Below are 15,845 nucleotides of genomic sequence, written 5' to 3'. Positions count from 1 at the left end.
GATGAATATGGCGTTAGAATTATCTGAAATTCGGCAGCTCATTACACAAATTGATCGACGTCTTTTAAAGTTATTGTCTGAACGCCATCGTTTGGCTTTTGATGTGGTAAGAAGTAAAGAAATCACTCAAAAAGCCTTACGTGATGCAGAACGGGAGCAACAACTTTTGCAAGATCTTGTGCAATTTGCGGAAAATGAAAATTATCAGCTTGAGCCACAATATATTACGTCTATTTTTCAAAAGATCATTGAAGATTCGGTATTGACTCAGCAGGTTTATTTACAAAATAAACTGAATGAACAACGTAGCCAAAATTTGCATATCGCTTTTTTAGGAAAACGAGGTTCCTATTCCAATTTAGCAGCCCGTAATTATGCTGGACGCTATCAAAAGCCGTTTGTGGAAGTTGGATGCCAGTCGTTTGAACAAGTATTTGAAAAAGTGAAAAATGGCGAAGCTGATGTTGGTGTTCTGCCCTTAGAAAATACGACATCAGGTGCGATTAATGAAGTTTATGATCTGCTTCAGCATACTGACTTATCGCTTGTTGGTGAACTGGCTTATCCGATTAAGCATTGTGTTTTAGTTAATGGAACAACGGATTTAAGTCAAATTGATACCTTGTATAGTCACCCACAGGTGATTCAACAATGTAGTCAATTTATTCATAGCTTAGAGCGTGTTCATATTGAGTATTGTGAAAGCAGTTCGCATGCAATGCAGTTGGTATCAAGTCTGGATAAGCCAAATATTGCCGCACTTGGAAATGAGGATGGCGGAAAGTTATATGGATTAACGATGTTGAAAAGTGACATCGCGAATCAAGAAAATAATATAACTCGATTTATTGTGGTATCAAGAGAACCACAAGAGGTTTCCCCACAAATTCATACAAAAACCTTATTGCTGATGACGACACCACAGCAGGCAGGCTCTTTGGTTGATGCGCTTTTGGTATTCAAAAAATATCAAATTAATATGACTAAACTTGAATCCAGACCCATTTATGGAAAACCTTGGGAAGAAATGTTCTATTTGGAAATTGAGGCGAATATTCATCATCCTGATACACAAAAAGCTTTGGAAGAATTGAAAGCTTATAGCCATTACTTAAAAATTTTAGGTTGTTATCCCAGTGAAATAGTTAAACCTGTTAATCTTTAAGAAAAAAGGGCGGTCATAAAAACATGAATTTTTTCGGTATTATGTAGCAAATGCACAAAATATAAATTTCAGCGATATGTAGGGACACACTGTGTGTGTCCAAATTTTAACCTATTGAAATAACTCGATTTTTATAACGGACACACGCAGTGTGTCCCTACAAGATAACCCAAAAACAGATCTGTGTAACTGCTACATAATGCCGAATTTTTTGACCGCTCTTTTTATAAGATGAGGGAAGAGGGGAGAGGAATCTGGTACCGAAAAAAGGACTTCACTCATATTTTGAGTGAAGTCCTAGCTTTTAGAGTTATTCTTCTGTTATCCCTGTTTCTTCTGAGGTCTCTTCATCATCCATATCGCACACTCGCTCAAGGCTGACCACTTGTTCATTTTCTGCTGTACGGATTAGGCGTACACCTTGAGTATTGCGTCCGACAATTCCCACTTCGCTGACACGGGTGCGAACAAGTGTACCGGCATCAGTGATTAGCATAATTTGATCAGTTTCTTCCACTTGGGTGGCGGCGACGACTTTTCCGTTGCGTTCACTTACCTTAATCGAAATCACCCCTTTTGTATTACGGGATTTAGTTGGATATTCGCTTAATTGAGTGCGTTTACCGTAACCGTTTTGTGTAGCCGTTAAGATGGCACCTTCACCTTTTGGAATAACTAAGGAAACCACTTTGTCGATATTGAGATCCAAAGACTCTTCTGTGTTTTCATCAGAAACTTCTTCAATTTCGACCGCACTTTCGTCTTCTGACATATCATTGGTTAAGGCGAGTTTAATGCCACGAACTCCGGTTGCTAAACGCCCCATTGCACGCACAGCCGTTTCAGCGAAACGCACTACACGGCCTTGAGAGGAGAACAACATAATTTCATTGTTACCGTCCGTAATATCGACGCCGATTAACTCATCTTCATCACGTAAATTTAAGGCGATGATACCGCTTGAACGTGGGCGGCTAAATTCGGTGAGGGCAATTTTCTTCACAATACCGCCGGCCGTTGCCATCACTACAAATTTATCTTCTTCATAAGCGGAAACCGGCAGGATGGCGGTGATACGTTCATTTTCTTGTAACGGCAGAATATTTACAATTGGACGACCACGTGCGCCACGGCTGGCCTGTGGAAGTTGATACACTTTCAACCAATATAAACGCCCACGGCTTGAGAAACAGAGAATTGTGTCGTGGGTATTGGCAACCAGTAGTTTTTCGATGAAATCCTCTTCTTTCATCTTCGTCGCTGATTTTCCTTTCCCACCACGGCGTTGTGCTTCATAATCGGTCAGAGGTTGATATTTCACGTAACCTTCGTGGGAAAGTGTTACCACCACATCTTCTTGAGCGATCAGATCTTCTAAATCAATATCGCCCGAAGCCGTAGTAATTTCCGTTAAACGTTCATCACCAAATTGTGATTTCACTTCCTCCAATTCTTCACGGATCACTTCCATTAAACGTTCAGCACTGCCCAAAATATGAAGAAGATCGGCAATTTTTACCAATAATTCTTGGTATTCTTTCACTACTTCTTCAAAAGCGATGCCGGTTAAACGGTGTAAGCGAAGTTCTAAAATTGCATTGACCTGTGCCGGTGATAAATAATATTGTTCGCCCTGAATGCCTAGGTTTTCCTCAAGATCGTCCGGACGTGCAGTAATATCAAGTAGATTGATAATATCGCTGTGCAATGCCCAAGAACGAGAGCTAATGGCATTAGCTGCGTCCTCTCGGTTTTTGGAATTGCGGATAATGGCGATCATTTCATCAATATTAGAACGTGCTACTGCTAACCCCTCCAAAATATGGGTACGCTCACGGGCTTTACGAAGTTCAAAAATTGAGCGACGTGTCACGACCTCACGGCGGTGCAATACGAAGGCTTCAATGATTTCTTTCAGATTGAATAAACGTGGCTGACCGTGATCCAAGGCAACCATATTGATACCAAAGGTGACTTGCATTTGGGTGAGAGAATAAAGGTGGTTTAATACCACTTCACCGACAGCATCGCGTTTGATATCGATCTCAATACGAATCCCTTCTTTGTTGGAAAGATCGGTAATATTGCTGATCCCTTCAATTTTTTTCTCGCGAATAAGCTCGGCAATTTTTTCCACCAGTTTTGCCTTGTTGACTTGGTAAGGCAATTCAGACACGATAATTTGTTCGCGACCTTTATCATTGGTTTCGACAGTCGCCCTTGCACGAACATAGACTTTACCACGGCCGGTACGATAGGCTTCTTCAATACCCTTACGCCCATTGATTAAGGCAGCTGTAGGGAAGTCCGGCCCTGGAATATATTGCATTAATTCATCAATCGTGATGTCATTGTTATCAATATAAGCCAAACAACCGTTTAATACTTCGTTTAGGTTATGAGGCGGAATATTGGTTGCCATCCCCACAGCAATACCGGACGAACCGTTTGCAAGCAATGCGGGAATACGGGTTGGCAATACATCGGGAATCATTAATTCGCCGTCATAGTTTGGTGAGAAATTGACGGTTTCTTTATCCAAATCCGTGAGCAATGCCTGTGTAATTTTTTGCATACGTACTTCGGTATAACGCATTGCCGCAGGTGCATCGCCATCAATTGAACCAAAGTTACCTTGCCCATCCACCAACATATAACGTAGTGAGAAAGGTTGTGCCATACGGACGATCGTGTCATACACGGCAGAATCACCATGAGGGTGATATTTACCGATCACATCACCGACCACACGAGCAGATTTGACGTATTTTTTATTAGCCGTATTGCCTTCACGATCCATAGAAAATAGCACGCGGCGATGTACGGGTTTTAAACCGTCACGGACATCAGGTAAAGCACGTCCGACAATCACGGACATCGCATAGTCAAGGTAGGAGGATTTGAGTTCTTCTTCAATATTGACAGGGGTAATAGAGGATTGGATTGAATCCGTCATGGGTAGTCCTTTTTTGATCAAAAAATTGGGCGAATTGTAGCATAAAAGCGGTATTTTTCCCATGAAAAAACGGTGCTTTACGCTTGATAAAACACCGTTTTTATAAAATTGCTGTCAAACAGACCGCACTTTTAATCTTATTGCACGAGTAAATAGAAATTGCTGTTACCACGCAAAATATTTAATGCCACTGCGGAAGGTTTATCTTCTAAAACCTTACGTAAATCTTGGGTTGATTCCACCGCTTGGCGATTTACCCCAATGATAATATCGCCAACTTTTAATCCTCGTTGTGCGGCAAGGGAATTCGGTTGAACTTTACTGATTTCAATCCCTTTTATCCCTTTCTCATTGTAGTTATTTAATTCTGCACCGTCTAAGGCTCGCAATTCAATACTGCTTGCACTTTGACCTTTTCCGTCATCCGCTTGTAATTTCACCTTCACATTTTGTGATTTACCATCACGTAAATAGGTGAGCTCAATTTCTTTTCCTGCGCCAGAGGTCGCAATTTTAGCACGCATTTCTGCAAAACTTGAGATTTTTTGACCGTTCATTGCAGTGATTACATCACCGGCTTTGATTCCGGCTTTTTCTGCAGCGGAATGAGGTAATACTTCACTCACAAATGCACCTTGTTGAGCATTAACATTGAAGACTTTTGCGAGATCGGCATTTAATTCACCGCCTTTAATTCCTAATAATCCACGACGTACTTCACCAAATTCTAAAATTTGTTGAACGATATTGTTCGCTTGGTTACTTGGAATTGCAAAAGCAATGCCGGCATTACCGCCACTTGGTGAAATAATCGCAGTATTGATACCGATTAGCTCACCATTTAAATTTACCAGTGCGCCACCGGAATTGCCACGGTTTACCGCGGCATCCGTTTGAATATAGTTTTCATAAGCGCCACTATCAGAACCTGTTGAACGCCCGAGTGCGGAAACAATACCTGAGGTTACTGTTTGACCTAAACCAAATGGGTTACCAATAGCAATGGTGAAATCACCCACACGCAATTTGTCAGAATCGGCAAATTTAAGTGCGGTCAAATTTGATGGCTTTTCAATTTGAATTAACGCAATATCTGACTGTTCGTCTTTCCCGACTAATTTTGCTTTAAACTCTCGCCCGTCTTGTAAGGTCACATTGATTTTATCTGCATCATTGATGACGTGATTATTGGTTAATACATAGCCTTTATCTGCATTAATAATCACACCTGAACCCAATCCTCGGAAGTTGCGTGAACTGCCACGGTGACCAAACTGTTCTGCGAATTGATCACCGAAGAAAAATCTAAACTCCTCTGGAATATCATCCGGAAGTGCTGAACGACTATTTCGTTTTGCTTTGCCTTCCACGGAAATGGTCACTACGGCAGGCTGTACTTTTTCAAGCATAGGAGCTAGGCTATTTTGTTCACTGATAAAACTCGGCAAACTTGCTTGTGTACTAATAGATGTGCCTAGAACACTTAAACCTAATGCAATACTGCTTAATAAAAAATGACTTTTTTTCATAGAATCTCCAAGTAAAAATATAGACAGTCTCTAAATATGTGCTCGGTTAGACAAGGATATGGGGAAAATGTTCAGAAATACAAGGGAGAAGAAGGGGGCTATCTAGTAGAAATATGACGAAATGCCCCCTATTTTAGATAAGCAAAAAGGAGAATCTACTGCGATTCGCCTTTAGTATTAGAAACATGATTTCAATTCTGGAAACAACATGTTCAGTACATTTTGCGTGACCCGGCGGGATTGCCCCACATAAGGGAAAATATGCATCATCATCATAGGATTGAAATTGGCTTCAATCACGCCCCAAGAGCTCAAATGCGGCTCAGCGGGTTTGGTGAGATCTGGGATAATTAAATCCACGCCACACACCGCCGCCCCCATTGCTTTAGTGATGCCCACTGCAAGTGCTTTATAACTTGGATGCATTTGATCGGTCATATCAATTGAATCACCACCGGTACTGATATTGGAATTGGCTCTTAATTGCACCAACTGATCTTTTGGCGGTATGCTATCAGCCGTCAAGCCTTGTTCTTTTAACTGTAATTGTTCAATATCGCCTAAGGTAATTTTCTTCAGTGGCGTACGGCTACCATCACCACGCAGAGGGTGATCGTTTTTCTGAGCAACTAATTCCGCTACTGTATGCACGCCATCACCGATGACATTAGCCGGAACCCGTAATAACACAGCCAAGGTTTCATCGCCTAAGACAAAGAAGCGATATTCGGTACCGCTGAGATAATCTTCCACCATAATTTCTTTGTCTTCACGGAAAGCGATTTCAATGGCTTTGGCAAAATCCTCACGATCATGCACGCCTTGTTGGAAAATGCTGATACCTAAACCATAATTGGTAGATTTTGGTTTGATCACCACGGCACGTCCCGCAAATAAAGGGTAGCCGGCAATAGCTTGTTTTATATCGGTAAATTCTACGCTCTGAGGAACATTAAAGCCGGCTTTTGCCAACACCTTTTTGGTGACGACTTTATTTTCCATGATAAGTGGTGAAATATAGCTATCGTGCGAAGTCATATTGCCGTTTTTTACATATTCCAAATGATCACCGAATTGCAGACTGAGGAATTGATCCCGCTCATCTAGAATTTCAATTTTTAGCCCTTTTTGGATCGCATCAAACATTAAGGCTTGAGTAGAAAGCTCCATATTATCAAAGGCAGACAACGCATAAAAACGTTCAAATGCCTGTTCTTTATAGCGTATCGCCAGTTTTGCCCCCAGTTTTTGATAACTGCCATGTTCTTCAATCGCTTTTACTAAACGTGCGCCGAGGGTTTGAGTTGGATTGGCAAACTGCGTGAGTTTATCCTTAACAATATTTTTGATTTCCTCATTGCTATGAATGTCTGCCAACATAGCTAGCAGTTGGTGTAAAACCTGTTCTCCTTCCGCTTGAAAAGCAGTGGGAGATAATGGATCTTCCAAGGCTACCTGTGCTAATTTTTCTTTGCCTAAATTGACCGCACTTTCGGTGGATTCTTCATCCAGCCAAGCCATAAGTAAAATGAAATAATGCACGAACTTTGCATCGTTCAAGCCGATGCCATAAGGCTCAAACGGATTCAAATCAAACAGTCTGAATTCTAAATATTGGATACCGTTTTGAAGCAGTTCTCGGGCATGTTTTGCGCCACGCAAACGGACGTTGGAGTACAACTCTTTTTCTGCAATTAACTGACCGCTATTAACCGCATGTTCCAGAGTGTTCACATAATCTTGTAGGCTATCGTAAGAAATTTTCACACTTGGATTATTCACATAACCGTATTGGCTGGAACGCAAACTGCGTACATATTGCCCCGGTTTGAGTGGCGTACCGTCGCGAAAATAATTGGCATCAACAGTTGGTGTTGCTGCCAGTAAATAAACAAGAATCCATTGATAACGCAAGAAATTGCGGGCAATTTTCAGATATAAATCATTTTGAAAATCTACCGCACTTTGGTAGTCATTTTGCCCGCTAAAGAGCTGTTGAACTAAGGTAGGATCGAGTTGAAAGTTATAGTGAATACCGCTCACCATTTGTTTACTTTTTCCGTAAGACTTTACCAAGTGTTCACGGTATGCTACATCCATCGGGTTTTCCAATTGTGCCACTTTGATTTGATCTTCCCGAGGCAACTTTGCCGGCATACTTAACGGAAACACATATTCATCTTGCGGCATAGTACGCAATACCACTTCATGAATGGCTGACAGCCAGCGGAAGGTGTCTTCAATGTTTTTATTTGGTGGCGTAATTAATTCAAGCTGGCTTTCGGCAAAATCTGTTTGGATATAGGGGTGATAAGCGCGATCGCCAAAACCTTTCGGGTGTTCAGTCACGACGATGGATCCATCTGCATATACACGTTGACTTTCTTTTTCAATCCCAAAAGAGCCTTGCTGAAACAGCAGAGCCAACCGATTTTCTTTTATAACCTGCTGAATTTTCATAGAGTCTCCTTTCTCCTTATTGGGTAAGGCATTGATATTGCCCTGTTGGAATTTATTTTTGGTATGACCAAATTATTAAAATTAATTTATCTCAACGCAAATAAAAAAATCGTCTTAGCTATAAGGAATAGTTATAAGAGAATGGAGAAATATTTTTAGGTGTAGGAAACATATTGTAAGAAAAAGGAAGAAGAAAATAACTTCGATATTATGTTGTAGTGGCATAACATTGGTTTTGGGTTCTGTTGTGGGGACTGCTTGTGTCCACTTTTTCTATATTGAAATCATTTGATTGATATGAGACGCACACTATGTATCTCTTCGTTGGAAATTTCAGTTTTTTGGAATATGCAACATAATACGGGGATAAAGAGTATCGGCGAAATAAAAAATCATTCCAATATGGTAAAGGGCATCTGTATGATGCCCTTAAACGCATTATGCTCTTATTCTTCCAAGATGACTTTACCAATGTAACCTAAATTACGATGGCGTTGGGCGTAGTCAATACCGTAGCCAACAACAAATTCATCGGGGATTTCAAATCCGACCCACTCCACCGGCACGCTAACCTCACGGCGTGATGGTTTATCTAATAGGGTACAAATCGCTAGGCTTGCAGGATCTCGTAAATTTAGAATTTCACGGACTTTTTCAAGGGTGTAACCCGTATCAATAATGTCTTCTACGATTAGTACGTGTTCACCACGAATATCGCCTTCCAAATCTTTTGTGATCTTCACATCATGGTTAGTCGTCATACCGCTACCGTAACTTGAGGTTGTCATAAATTCAATTTCGACCGGCAGTTTTAATTCACGGACTAAATCTGCCATAAACATAAATGAACCACGTAATAAACCGACAACGATCAGTTTATTGATTTGTTTTTCTTGATAAAAAGCGGTAATTTCTGCACCTAAAGTCGCAATACGTGCTTTGACATCAGATTCAGAAATGAGAACATCAACGTGATGTTTTTTCATTGTGTTTCCTTTTGGGGTATAAGACGAATAAACCTCGCTATTCTACAAAAAAAAGCCTGAGGTTTAAACTGTCAGGCTTTTTTCAATGGCTGAGTGAGAAAATATTGGTCTGTTAGCTGGCAGGAATTGCTATTTTAGGTAATGTCACTTCTCGTATGTGCATTGAGAGCCCGTCAATCATCAATAACCGACCGCACAAATTTTTGCCGATATTTAACCGCACTTTAATGGCTTCTAAGGCTTGGATCGAACCTACAACACCCACAATTGGCGCAAGGACGCCGGCTTCGACACAGCTCAGTCTATTTTGACCAAAAAGTTGGCTGAGATCACGGTAGGTTGGGGTATGAGGCTCATAGGTAAATACTGAAACCATTCCCTCCATACGAATCGCTGCACCGGAAATTAAGGGGATTTTTGCTTTTTCACACTGGCGATCAAGTTCATTTCGGCTCTCGACATTATCGGTGCAATCTAACACCACATCAAAGTGCGGTAGAATTTCGGCGAGTTTTTCCTCATCCATTTTCGCATTGATTGTCTCGATTTCAATATGGGGATTGATTTGTTCAAGGGCGATTTTGGCGGACTCGACTTTAGCCATATTAAGTCGGGCATCACAGTGCAATATTTGACGTTGAAGATTAGAAAGGGAGACCGTATCAAAATCCAACAGGGTCAAATGCCCAATACCTGCCGCAGCCAGATACTGTGCCGCTGCACAGCCCAAGCCACCTAAGCCGACAATAAGCATCTTGGTTTCTTTGAGTTTTTCTTGACCGTCAAAATCCACTGCCTTGAGGATAATTTGGCGATTGTAGCGTAATTCTTCTTCGTAACTGAGTATTGTCATTTTTTAACCTAATAAATGATTAAAAGGTTCGATGGTGACGGTTTCACCGGCGTTCACATTGCCTCTGTCTTGTTCTAATACAATAAAACAATTGCTTTTCACAAAGGCACTGAATAAATGTGAACCTTGAAATCCTACCGGTTGCACTTCAATTTTTCCTTCCGAATTGATCTGATAAAAACCACGTTGGAAATCTAAACGCCCCGGTGTTTTTTTCAAGTTTGTGGCTGCGATAGCCGAAAAGTTCGGTGGTTTTTTCCAACATTTTTGCCCTTGAAGTTTCGCAATTAAGGGTTGAACCAGTTGATAAAAGGTCACCAAGGCGGAAACAGGATTGCCCGGTAATCCACAGAACCACGCATTTTCAAGTTTGCCAAAGGCGAAAGGTTTCCCCGGTTTGATCGCCAGTTTCCAAAAATTAATTTTTCCTACTTTCTCTAACACGGTTTTTGTAAAATCCGCTTCTCCCACAGAAACGCCACCGCTGGTTATCACAAGGTCTGCTTGTTTTTGAGCATTGATAAAGGCTTTTTCAAATTCGACTTCATTATCAGGGAGTAAGCCAAAATCGATCACATCACAATGTAATGCCTCAAGTAATAATTTTATGGTGAAACGATTGGTATCATAAATTTGACCGGTTTGAAGTGGTTTCCCCACTTCAACCAATTCATCACCGGTGGAAAGTATGGCGACTTTCAAACGTGGATAGCATTTTACTTCGGCAATACCGAGAGAGGCTAATAACGGCAAAGAAACCGCATTTAAAGACGCACCTTGTGGTAATACAATTTCCCCTTTTTTCACATCTTCACCTATGCGGCGAATATTTTGGTTTGGTTTGGGTAATTCAGAAAAAGTGACGGTGCCGTCTGCATTCAATGTCACTTGCTCTTGCATAATGACGGCATCCGTGCCTGCCGGAATCATTGCGCCTGTCATTATTCTGACCGCACTTTGTGGCGCCCACTCGTCTTGGAAAGGATTGCCCGCAAAGGATTTACCCGCAACAGAAAGCGTGAGGGATTGTTGTAAATCTGACAAACGCACTGCATAACCGTCCATTGCGGAATTATCAAAAGAAGGCACATTAATCGGGGAAATCACATTTTCCGCACAAACTCGATTTGCTGCATCTTGTAAATTAACGGTTTCGGTAATTGAGGGAGCGGAGAGTTGTTCCAGCATTTGATTGCGTGCTTGATCCAAAGTCAGCATAGCGAATCCTTAGTTTGAGAAAAATTGCCGATTATTTTATCCCTAAAGATTTATTCATTCAAATGAGCAATTTTTCTCATTTTACGATCTGCCTATCCTTTGCTAGAATAGCCCATCATTTTTTTAGGAAAGACTGTTATGAGCGAAATTTCACCCGATGCCCTAAGCGTAAGAAATGCGTTAAGAGAAAAAGGCATTGAAACCCCAATGATTGACCTGAGCAAAAATAAAGATGAACGCCGCATTGGCATTGCCAAACATATGAATGAAGTGATGAAACTCATTGGGTTAGATTTGGCGGATGACAGTTTGGAAGAAACGCCTCATCGTTTGGCAAAAATGTTTATTGATGAAATCTTCAGTGGAATGGATTATGCCAATTTCCCGAAAATGACAAAAATTAAAAATCAAATGAAAGTGAGTGAAATGGTGCAAGTCAATGACATCACACTCACCAGCACTTGCGAACATCATTTTGTCACCATTGACGGCAAAGTTTGTGTGGCGTACTACCCGAAAGATTGGGTGATTGGGTTGTCTAAAATTAACCGAATTGTGTCCTTTTTCGCCCAACGCCCACAAGTGCAAGAGCGATTAACGGAACAGCTTCTCACCGCTTTTCAAACCATTTTAGAAACCGATGATGTGGCGGTTTATGTGAAAGCCACCCACTTTTGTGTGAAAGCCCGTGGCATTAAAGACACCCACAGCTATACGGTGACCTCCGCTTATGGCGGGGTTTTCTTAGAAGACCGGGATACCCGCAAAGAATTTCTCGCCACTGTTCAAAAATAAATCCTAAATTCCTAAACGATAAAGCGTAGGGACACACCGCGTGTGTCCGTTATAAAATCAAACAATTTCAATATGTTATAAACGGACACACGCAGTGTGTCCCTACCGTTTTCCCTAAAATCATATTTTCAGCAGCTAAAAATCTAAAATTTAGCCCTATTTTCGACCGCACTTTTTCCTGATTTATTCCTCCATTTCTTGAAAACCAAATGCGCCCTTTATCCCACGATTCCCACAGGTCAGTTTGTTGAAAAATCACAGGCAAATTTTAAGCCATTAATGGTTTCTTGCGCCAAATCATTGGGTTGAATTGTTTTTGCTCAAATTGTTTAATTTTTGCTTTACTTTTGTTTTTTTTTTGTACGATATTACCGTTTTTGCTTGCAAAAACAGAAACATACTCACAGAAATTGATTTAATTTGGAGGTAACAATGAACGTTACGATGAAAAAGACAGCAGCGGCAGCGATTGTGGCTTTAATGTTGAGCGGATGTAAAATTTTTGGTTCTTCCGGTAGCCATACACCTCAACCGATTGAACCTGTTCCAACGGTGAAAGCCATTGATTACAGCAAACAATCCGTACAACAGCTTGAGCAAAGTGCGACAACAGCACAAAAAGTGCTAAGCGATAGCCAAACCAAACTTACCCAAGTGGAAACTCAAATTACGGAAATTAACCGTCGTATTACCACACTTAATCAAGAAATTAGTGTGTTGGAAAAAGCGGAAAAACCGGATGCCAATGCATTAAAAGAAAAACGTGATGCCTTGGCAGAAGCCAACCAAGCCTTAACCGTGCAAAATAAAATTTTAGTGGTGGCACAGCAAGATGTGAAACAAGCACAAATCAATGTGACGAATGTGCAAAACATTTTGATTGAGAAAAAAGCCGAGCAAAATAAACCGCCTGTTGTGGTCGTGCCGGATAATCCATCTCAACCAAGCCAACCGACTCAACCGGAACAGCCATCAGAGCCTGAACAGCCTAGCCAGCCGTCTCAGCCTGAAATTCCATCAATGGCGGAGGGGGATAGAGTGATAACTTTATACGATGGCAAAGCCTTCTCAAACGATCCTGAATTGAAATATAAGAGCGTTAGAGCTTATTCTCAAATAAACAAAAGCTCATTATCTGTTAATAATACAGACATTGAAATGGATATAGGTAAATTATCTAACTATCAATACGGTCTTCATAGAGGGGGTTTTACTCATCCTGACTTAATCGTAAACGATGGCACAGGTAAAAACCAACTCAATTATACCATCGTTAATCAACCTTATTCTTTTTATGGTGTATTAGCGGATAATGACCAAGGTTACCAGTTCTTAAGTTATGTTGATAATACATTTATCAATAAAAACTCCCCTGAACTACTCAGAGGTAGTGCAACCTATAAAGGGGACGTAATGGCTACTTACACTGTTGAAGGGAAATATGTAGATAAAGCAGCTTACGAGGATTATCGGCAACATAAGAGTAACTATTCCTATATAGACATAGACCCATACAGCCCGACTGACGATGGATCACTTAGAGCTCTGTATCGTAAAGATATCGTAACTTTTAACGAAAAAGATGGCACGATTGAACTCAAGGCTGATTTTGATAAAGAACGGATTAGCGGTTACCTTAATTCCGATAGTATTGGGCGTGTTCGTCTAAGTGAAACAGACCTTTTAATGGATGGATATACTGGTAGTTTTTCCTATAGAGACGGTAAAACACTAGAGACCGATAAACTGAAGCAGGGAACATATGTGGGGCTGGGCTCTACCAATAGAAAAGAGGTGGCTGGTGAAATCAAAATTGAGTTTGAAGAACAGAAACTCGGTGGCGAATTCGGAACCTACCAAGCTGTTTACGGCGCAACCGCACAATAATTTAACCCTTTAAATTTAATATTAACCACGCCCCGAAAGGGGCGTTTTAGGAGTAGGAAAATGAAAAAAAAGAATTACTATAAATGTCTTGAAGTTGTAGTTGCAATATTATTAATAATTTTTGGTATTTATAATTTATTGTATGGAAGAATTTTCCTTACAGAAGAAATAATACCTATTTGGAATATTAAATATATAAATCTTAGTTTAATTGCATCAGGGATTTCTTTATTACTTATTTCTTGGGGAATAAAAGAAGGATTCTTTAAATCTACAATTGAGGGGATAGTTAAATATATTATGTTTCCTATAGTTTTAGGAGGAATTACAAGCATTACTACAACTATAGTGTCTGCATTTAATTTAGGCTGGTTTGAGACTGGTTTTGTTTTACTTACAGCTGGTGTTATTAGTTCTATTGTAATTGATTATATCCCAAATAATAAACCTTTCAATTTACTAAAACAAATAAAACAAAAAAGTATTAATTGGATTAAAGGAAAAACTGCTTTTTTAAAATCACAACCTAAATTAGAAGACAAAAATAAAAAAAATGAAAACAAATAAATTCCTAACCGCACTTTTCTCCCTATTTTTCACTTTACCTGCCTCGGCAAATTTTGCTGATCCGCAGCAGAACATTAAAGTGGCGACACCGCAGAAAGTTGAACCGGTGGTAAGCCTTCAAGGGAAAAATCAACCACCGCTCCATTTTTCCGAAGCGGATTTAAAAAACAACCCGATTTTAACCCAACAACTCTTAACCCAAGCGATTTACGCCCGTGATCCTCAGTTGATTGAAAAATTGTTGGCGATTTACAAAACTTTCCCTGAAAACGACCGTTTGCTTGTCCAATTTGCGGAAGCCAAACATGCGGCACTAAGCGGAGAGTTAAGCCAAGCCATTCGGATTTATCGTGAAATGTTGGCAGAACGGGCGGATCTTAACCCTGTGCGCATTGAACTTGCCATCGCCTTATTTCAGGATAAACAAAACACCGCCGCCACTGAACAATTTCAAAAAGCCTTGAGCGATCCTGCCACATCTGCCCAAGTGCAACAGCTTATCAATGCTTATTTAGATGCCTTGCAGGAACGGGATTCATGGCAGATTTCCGCCAGCGCCTATTATGTGCGTGATACCAACGTGAATAATACGGGCGACAGCCGTAATATTGAGCAAACAGGCTTTGTGAAAAATGATGATATGATGCCGCAAACCGCACACGGGATTGCTTATAACCTCTATCTCGGCAAAGATTTTAATCTCGGCAACCGCTATTATTTAGGCTTTGAAAACGATCTGTCGGGTAAAAGTTATTGGGATAATCACGATTATGATGATATTTATAACCGCACTTCCCTTGGACTGCGTTACAAAACCGCACAATCTACCTTGAGTCTGCTGCCCTTTTATGAAAAGCGTTGGTATGGCGGCGAAAGTTACCAATGGGCAAATGGCGCAAGATTGGAATTAAGCCATTGGCTCAATCCGAATTGGCAACTTTCAAGTGCCGCAGAATTTGCCAAACAGCGTTATTTTGACGCTTACAGCCAAGACGGTAATCGAAAACTCATTTCTGCCACGCTGGTTTGGGCAAGAACGCCACGGCAATTTTTCTACTTTGGCGGTGATTTTAACCGTGAAATCACCAAAGTGAAACAGTATAGCTCGGACACGAAATCCATCCGTTTAGGCTGGGGGCAAGAATGGGGCAAAGGCATTTCAAGCCGTTTGGGTTTCGGCATTTCACAACGTCACTACAAAGACGAAGCGGTGCTAGGCAGGCTGATTGCTTTAGGAAAAGTTCGTAAAGATCGTATTTTTAATGTGAATTTGACCTTATGGAAACGGGATTGGCATTTTCTCGGTATTACACCCAAATTACAATTTTCCTACCGAAAACAAAAAAGTAATATCCCGACAATGTATTCCTACGACCGCCAAAACCTGAATTTGATTTTTGAGAAATCTTTTTAAATTTATTGGAGATAG

At 40.7% G+C, this 15,845-nt stretch carries 11 protein-coding genes; 5 read left to right on the top strand and 6 right to left on the bottom strand.

Annotated features, from left to right (window positions below; all coding sequences use genetic code 11):
- The first annotated feature begins 7 nt into the window (after positions 1–7).
- On the top strand, positions 8–1,165 hold the full coding sequence (locus tag E4T92_RS06780; protein ID WP_135093955.1) for a chorismate mutase: 1,158 nt from the start codon (positions 8–10) through the stop codon (positions 1,163–1,165).
- 310 nt (positions 1,166–1,475) lie between these two features.
- Here the strand turns inward: E4T92_RS06780 and gyrA are convergent, their stop codons facing one another.
- The 6 genes from gyrA to moeA all read right to left on the bottom strand — a co-directional run bounded on the left by gyrA (position 1,476) and on the right by moeA (position 11,167).
- Entirely contained in the window at positions 1,476–4,121 is a 2,646-nt protein-coding gene (gene gyrA, locus E4T92_RS06775) for a DNA topoisomerase (ATP-hydrolyzing) subunit A (RefSeq protein WP_135093954.1), read from the bottom strand.
- A gap of 137 nt (positions 4,122–4,258) precedes the next feature.
- The gene (locus tag E4T92_RS06770; protein ID WP_135093952.1) at positions 4,259–5,650 is read right to left on the bottom strand and encodes a DegQ family serine endoprotease; all 1,392 of its coding nucleotides are present in this window, start codon (positions 5,648–5,650) and stop codon (positions 4,259–4,261) included.
- 177 nt (positions 5,651–5,827) lie between these two features.
- Positions 5,828–8,110: a bifunctional glutamate--cysteine ligase GshA/glutathione synthetase GshB gene (gene gshAB, locus E4T92_RS06765; RefSeq protein ID WP_135093950.1), complete on the bottom strand. Its 2,283-nt coding sequence runs from the start codon at positions 8,108–8,110 to the stop codon at positions 5,828–5,830.
- A 446-nt stretch (positions 8,111–8,556) separates the two neighbouring features.
- Complete coding sequence (gene hpt / locus E4T92_RS06760) at positions 8,557–9,096, bottom strand: hypoxanthine phosphoribosyltransferase (protein ID WP_135093949.1); 540 nt, start codon at positions 9,094–9,096, stop codon at positions 8,557–8,559.
- 112 nt (positions 9,097–9,208) lie between these two features.
- Positions 9,209–9,949: a molybdopterin-synthase adenylyltransferase MoeB gene (moeB, locus tag E4T92_RS06755; RefSeq protein WP_135093947.1), complete on the bottom strand. Its 741-nt coding sequence runs from the start codon at positions 9,947–9,949 to the stop codon at positions 9,209–9,211.
- A 3-nt stretch (positions 9,950–9,952) separates the two neighbouring features.
- Positions 9,953–11,167 carry a molybdopterin molybdotransferase MoeA gene (gene moeA / locus E4T92_RS06750; RefSeq protein ID WP_135093946.1) on the bottom strand — a complete coding sequence of 405 codons (1,215 nt, stop codon included), beginning with the start codon at positions 11,165–11,167 and terminating at the stop codon, positions 9,953–9,955.
- A 138-nt stretch (positions 11,168–11,305) separates the two neighbouring features.
- On the opposite strand from moeA, the gene folE reads away from it, so the two are divergent.
- From folE to E4T92_RS06730, 4 genes are all read left to right on the top strand, one after another.
- Positions 11,306–11,962 (top strand): GTP cyclohydrolase I FolE, encoded by a 657-nt coding sequence (gene folE, locus E4T92_RS06745; protein WP_135093945.1) that lies wholly within the window; start codon positions 11,306–11,308, stop codon positions 11,960–11,962.
- A gap of 444 nt (positions 11,963–12,406) precedes the next feature.
- Entirely contained in the window at positions 12,407–13,849 is a 1,443-nt protein-coding gene (locus tag E4T92_RS06740; protein WP_135093944.1) for a hypothetical protein, read from the top strand.
- 60 nt (positions 13,850–13,909) lie between these two features.
- On the top strand, positions 13,910–14,416 hold the full coding sequence (locus tag E4T92_RS06735; protein ID WP_135093943.1) for a hypothetical protein: 507 nt from the start codon (positions 13,910–13,912) through the stop codon (positions 14,414–14,416).
- Positions 14,403–15,830 carry a surface lipoprotein assembly modifier gene (locus E4T92_RS06730; protein ID WP_135093942.1) on the top strand — a complete coding sequence of 476 codons (1,428 nt, stop codon included), beginning with the start codon at positions 14,403–14,405 and terminating at the stop codon, positions 15,828–15,830. Before E4T92_RS06735 ends, E4T92_RS06730 begins: the two co-directional genes overlap by 14 nt.
- The last annotated feature ends 15 nt before the right edge of the window (positions 15,831–15,845 follow it).

Source organism: Pasteurella sp. WM03 (assembly GCF_004570945.1).
Lineage (GTDB): Bacteria > Pseudomonadota > Gammaproteobacteria > Enterobacterales > Pasteurellaceae > Rodentibacter.
Note: the sequence above shows the minus strand (reverse complement) of the source record. Positions and strands in the feature narration are given on the sequence as shown.

What these genes read in the sequence shown, in the direction of transcription:
- gshAB (WP_135093950.1), bottom strand. Translation starts at nt 8,110, where the DNA reads ATGAAAATTCAGCAGGTTATAAAAGAAAATCGGTTGGCTCTGCTGTTT.
- hpt (WP_135093949.1), bottom strand. Translation starts at nt 9,096, where the DNA reads ATGAAAAAACATCACGTTGATGTTCTCATTTCTGAATCTGATGTCAAA.
- moeB (WP_135093947.1), bottom strand. Translation starts at nt 9,949, where the DNA reads ATGACAATACTCAGTTACGAAGAAGAATTACGCTACAATCGCCAAATT.
- E4T92_RS06740 (WP_135093944.1), top strand. Translation starts at nt 12,407, where the DNA reads ATGAAAAAGACAGCAGCGGCAGCGATTGTGGCTTTAATGTTGAGCGGA.
- folE (WP_135093945.1), top strand. Translation starts at nt 11,306, where the DNA reads ATGAGCGAAATTTCACCCGATGCCCTAAGCGTAAGAAATGCGTTAAGA.
- E4T92_RS06735 (WP_135093943.1), top strand. Translation starts at nt 13,910, where the DNA reads ATGAAAAAAAAGAATTACTATAAATGTCTTGAAGTTGTAGTTGCAATA.
- E4T92_RS06770 (WP_135093952.1), bottom strand. Translation starts at nt 5,650, where the DNA reads ATGAAAAAAAGTCATTTTTTATTAAGCAGTATTGCATTAGGTTTAAGT.
- moeA (WP_135093946.1), bottom strand. Translation starts at nt 11,167, where the DNA reads ATGCTGACTTTGGATCAAGCACGCAATCAAATGCTGGAACAACTCTCC.
- E4T92_RS06730 (WP_135093942.1), top strand. Translation starts at nt 14,403, where the DNA reads ATGAAAACAAATAAATTCCTAACCGCACTTTTCTCCCTATTTTTCACT.
- E4T92_RS06780 (WP_135093955.1), top strand. Translation starts at nt 8, where the DNA reads ATGGCGTTAGAATTATCTGAAATTCGGCAGCTCATTACACAAATTGAT.
- gyrA (WP_135093954.1), bottom strand. Translation starts at nt 4,121, where the DNA reads ATGACGGATTCAATCCAATCCTCTATTACCCCTGTCAATATTGAAGAA.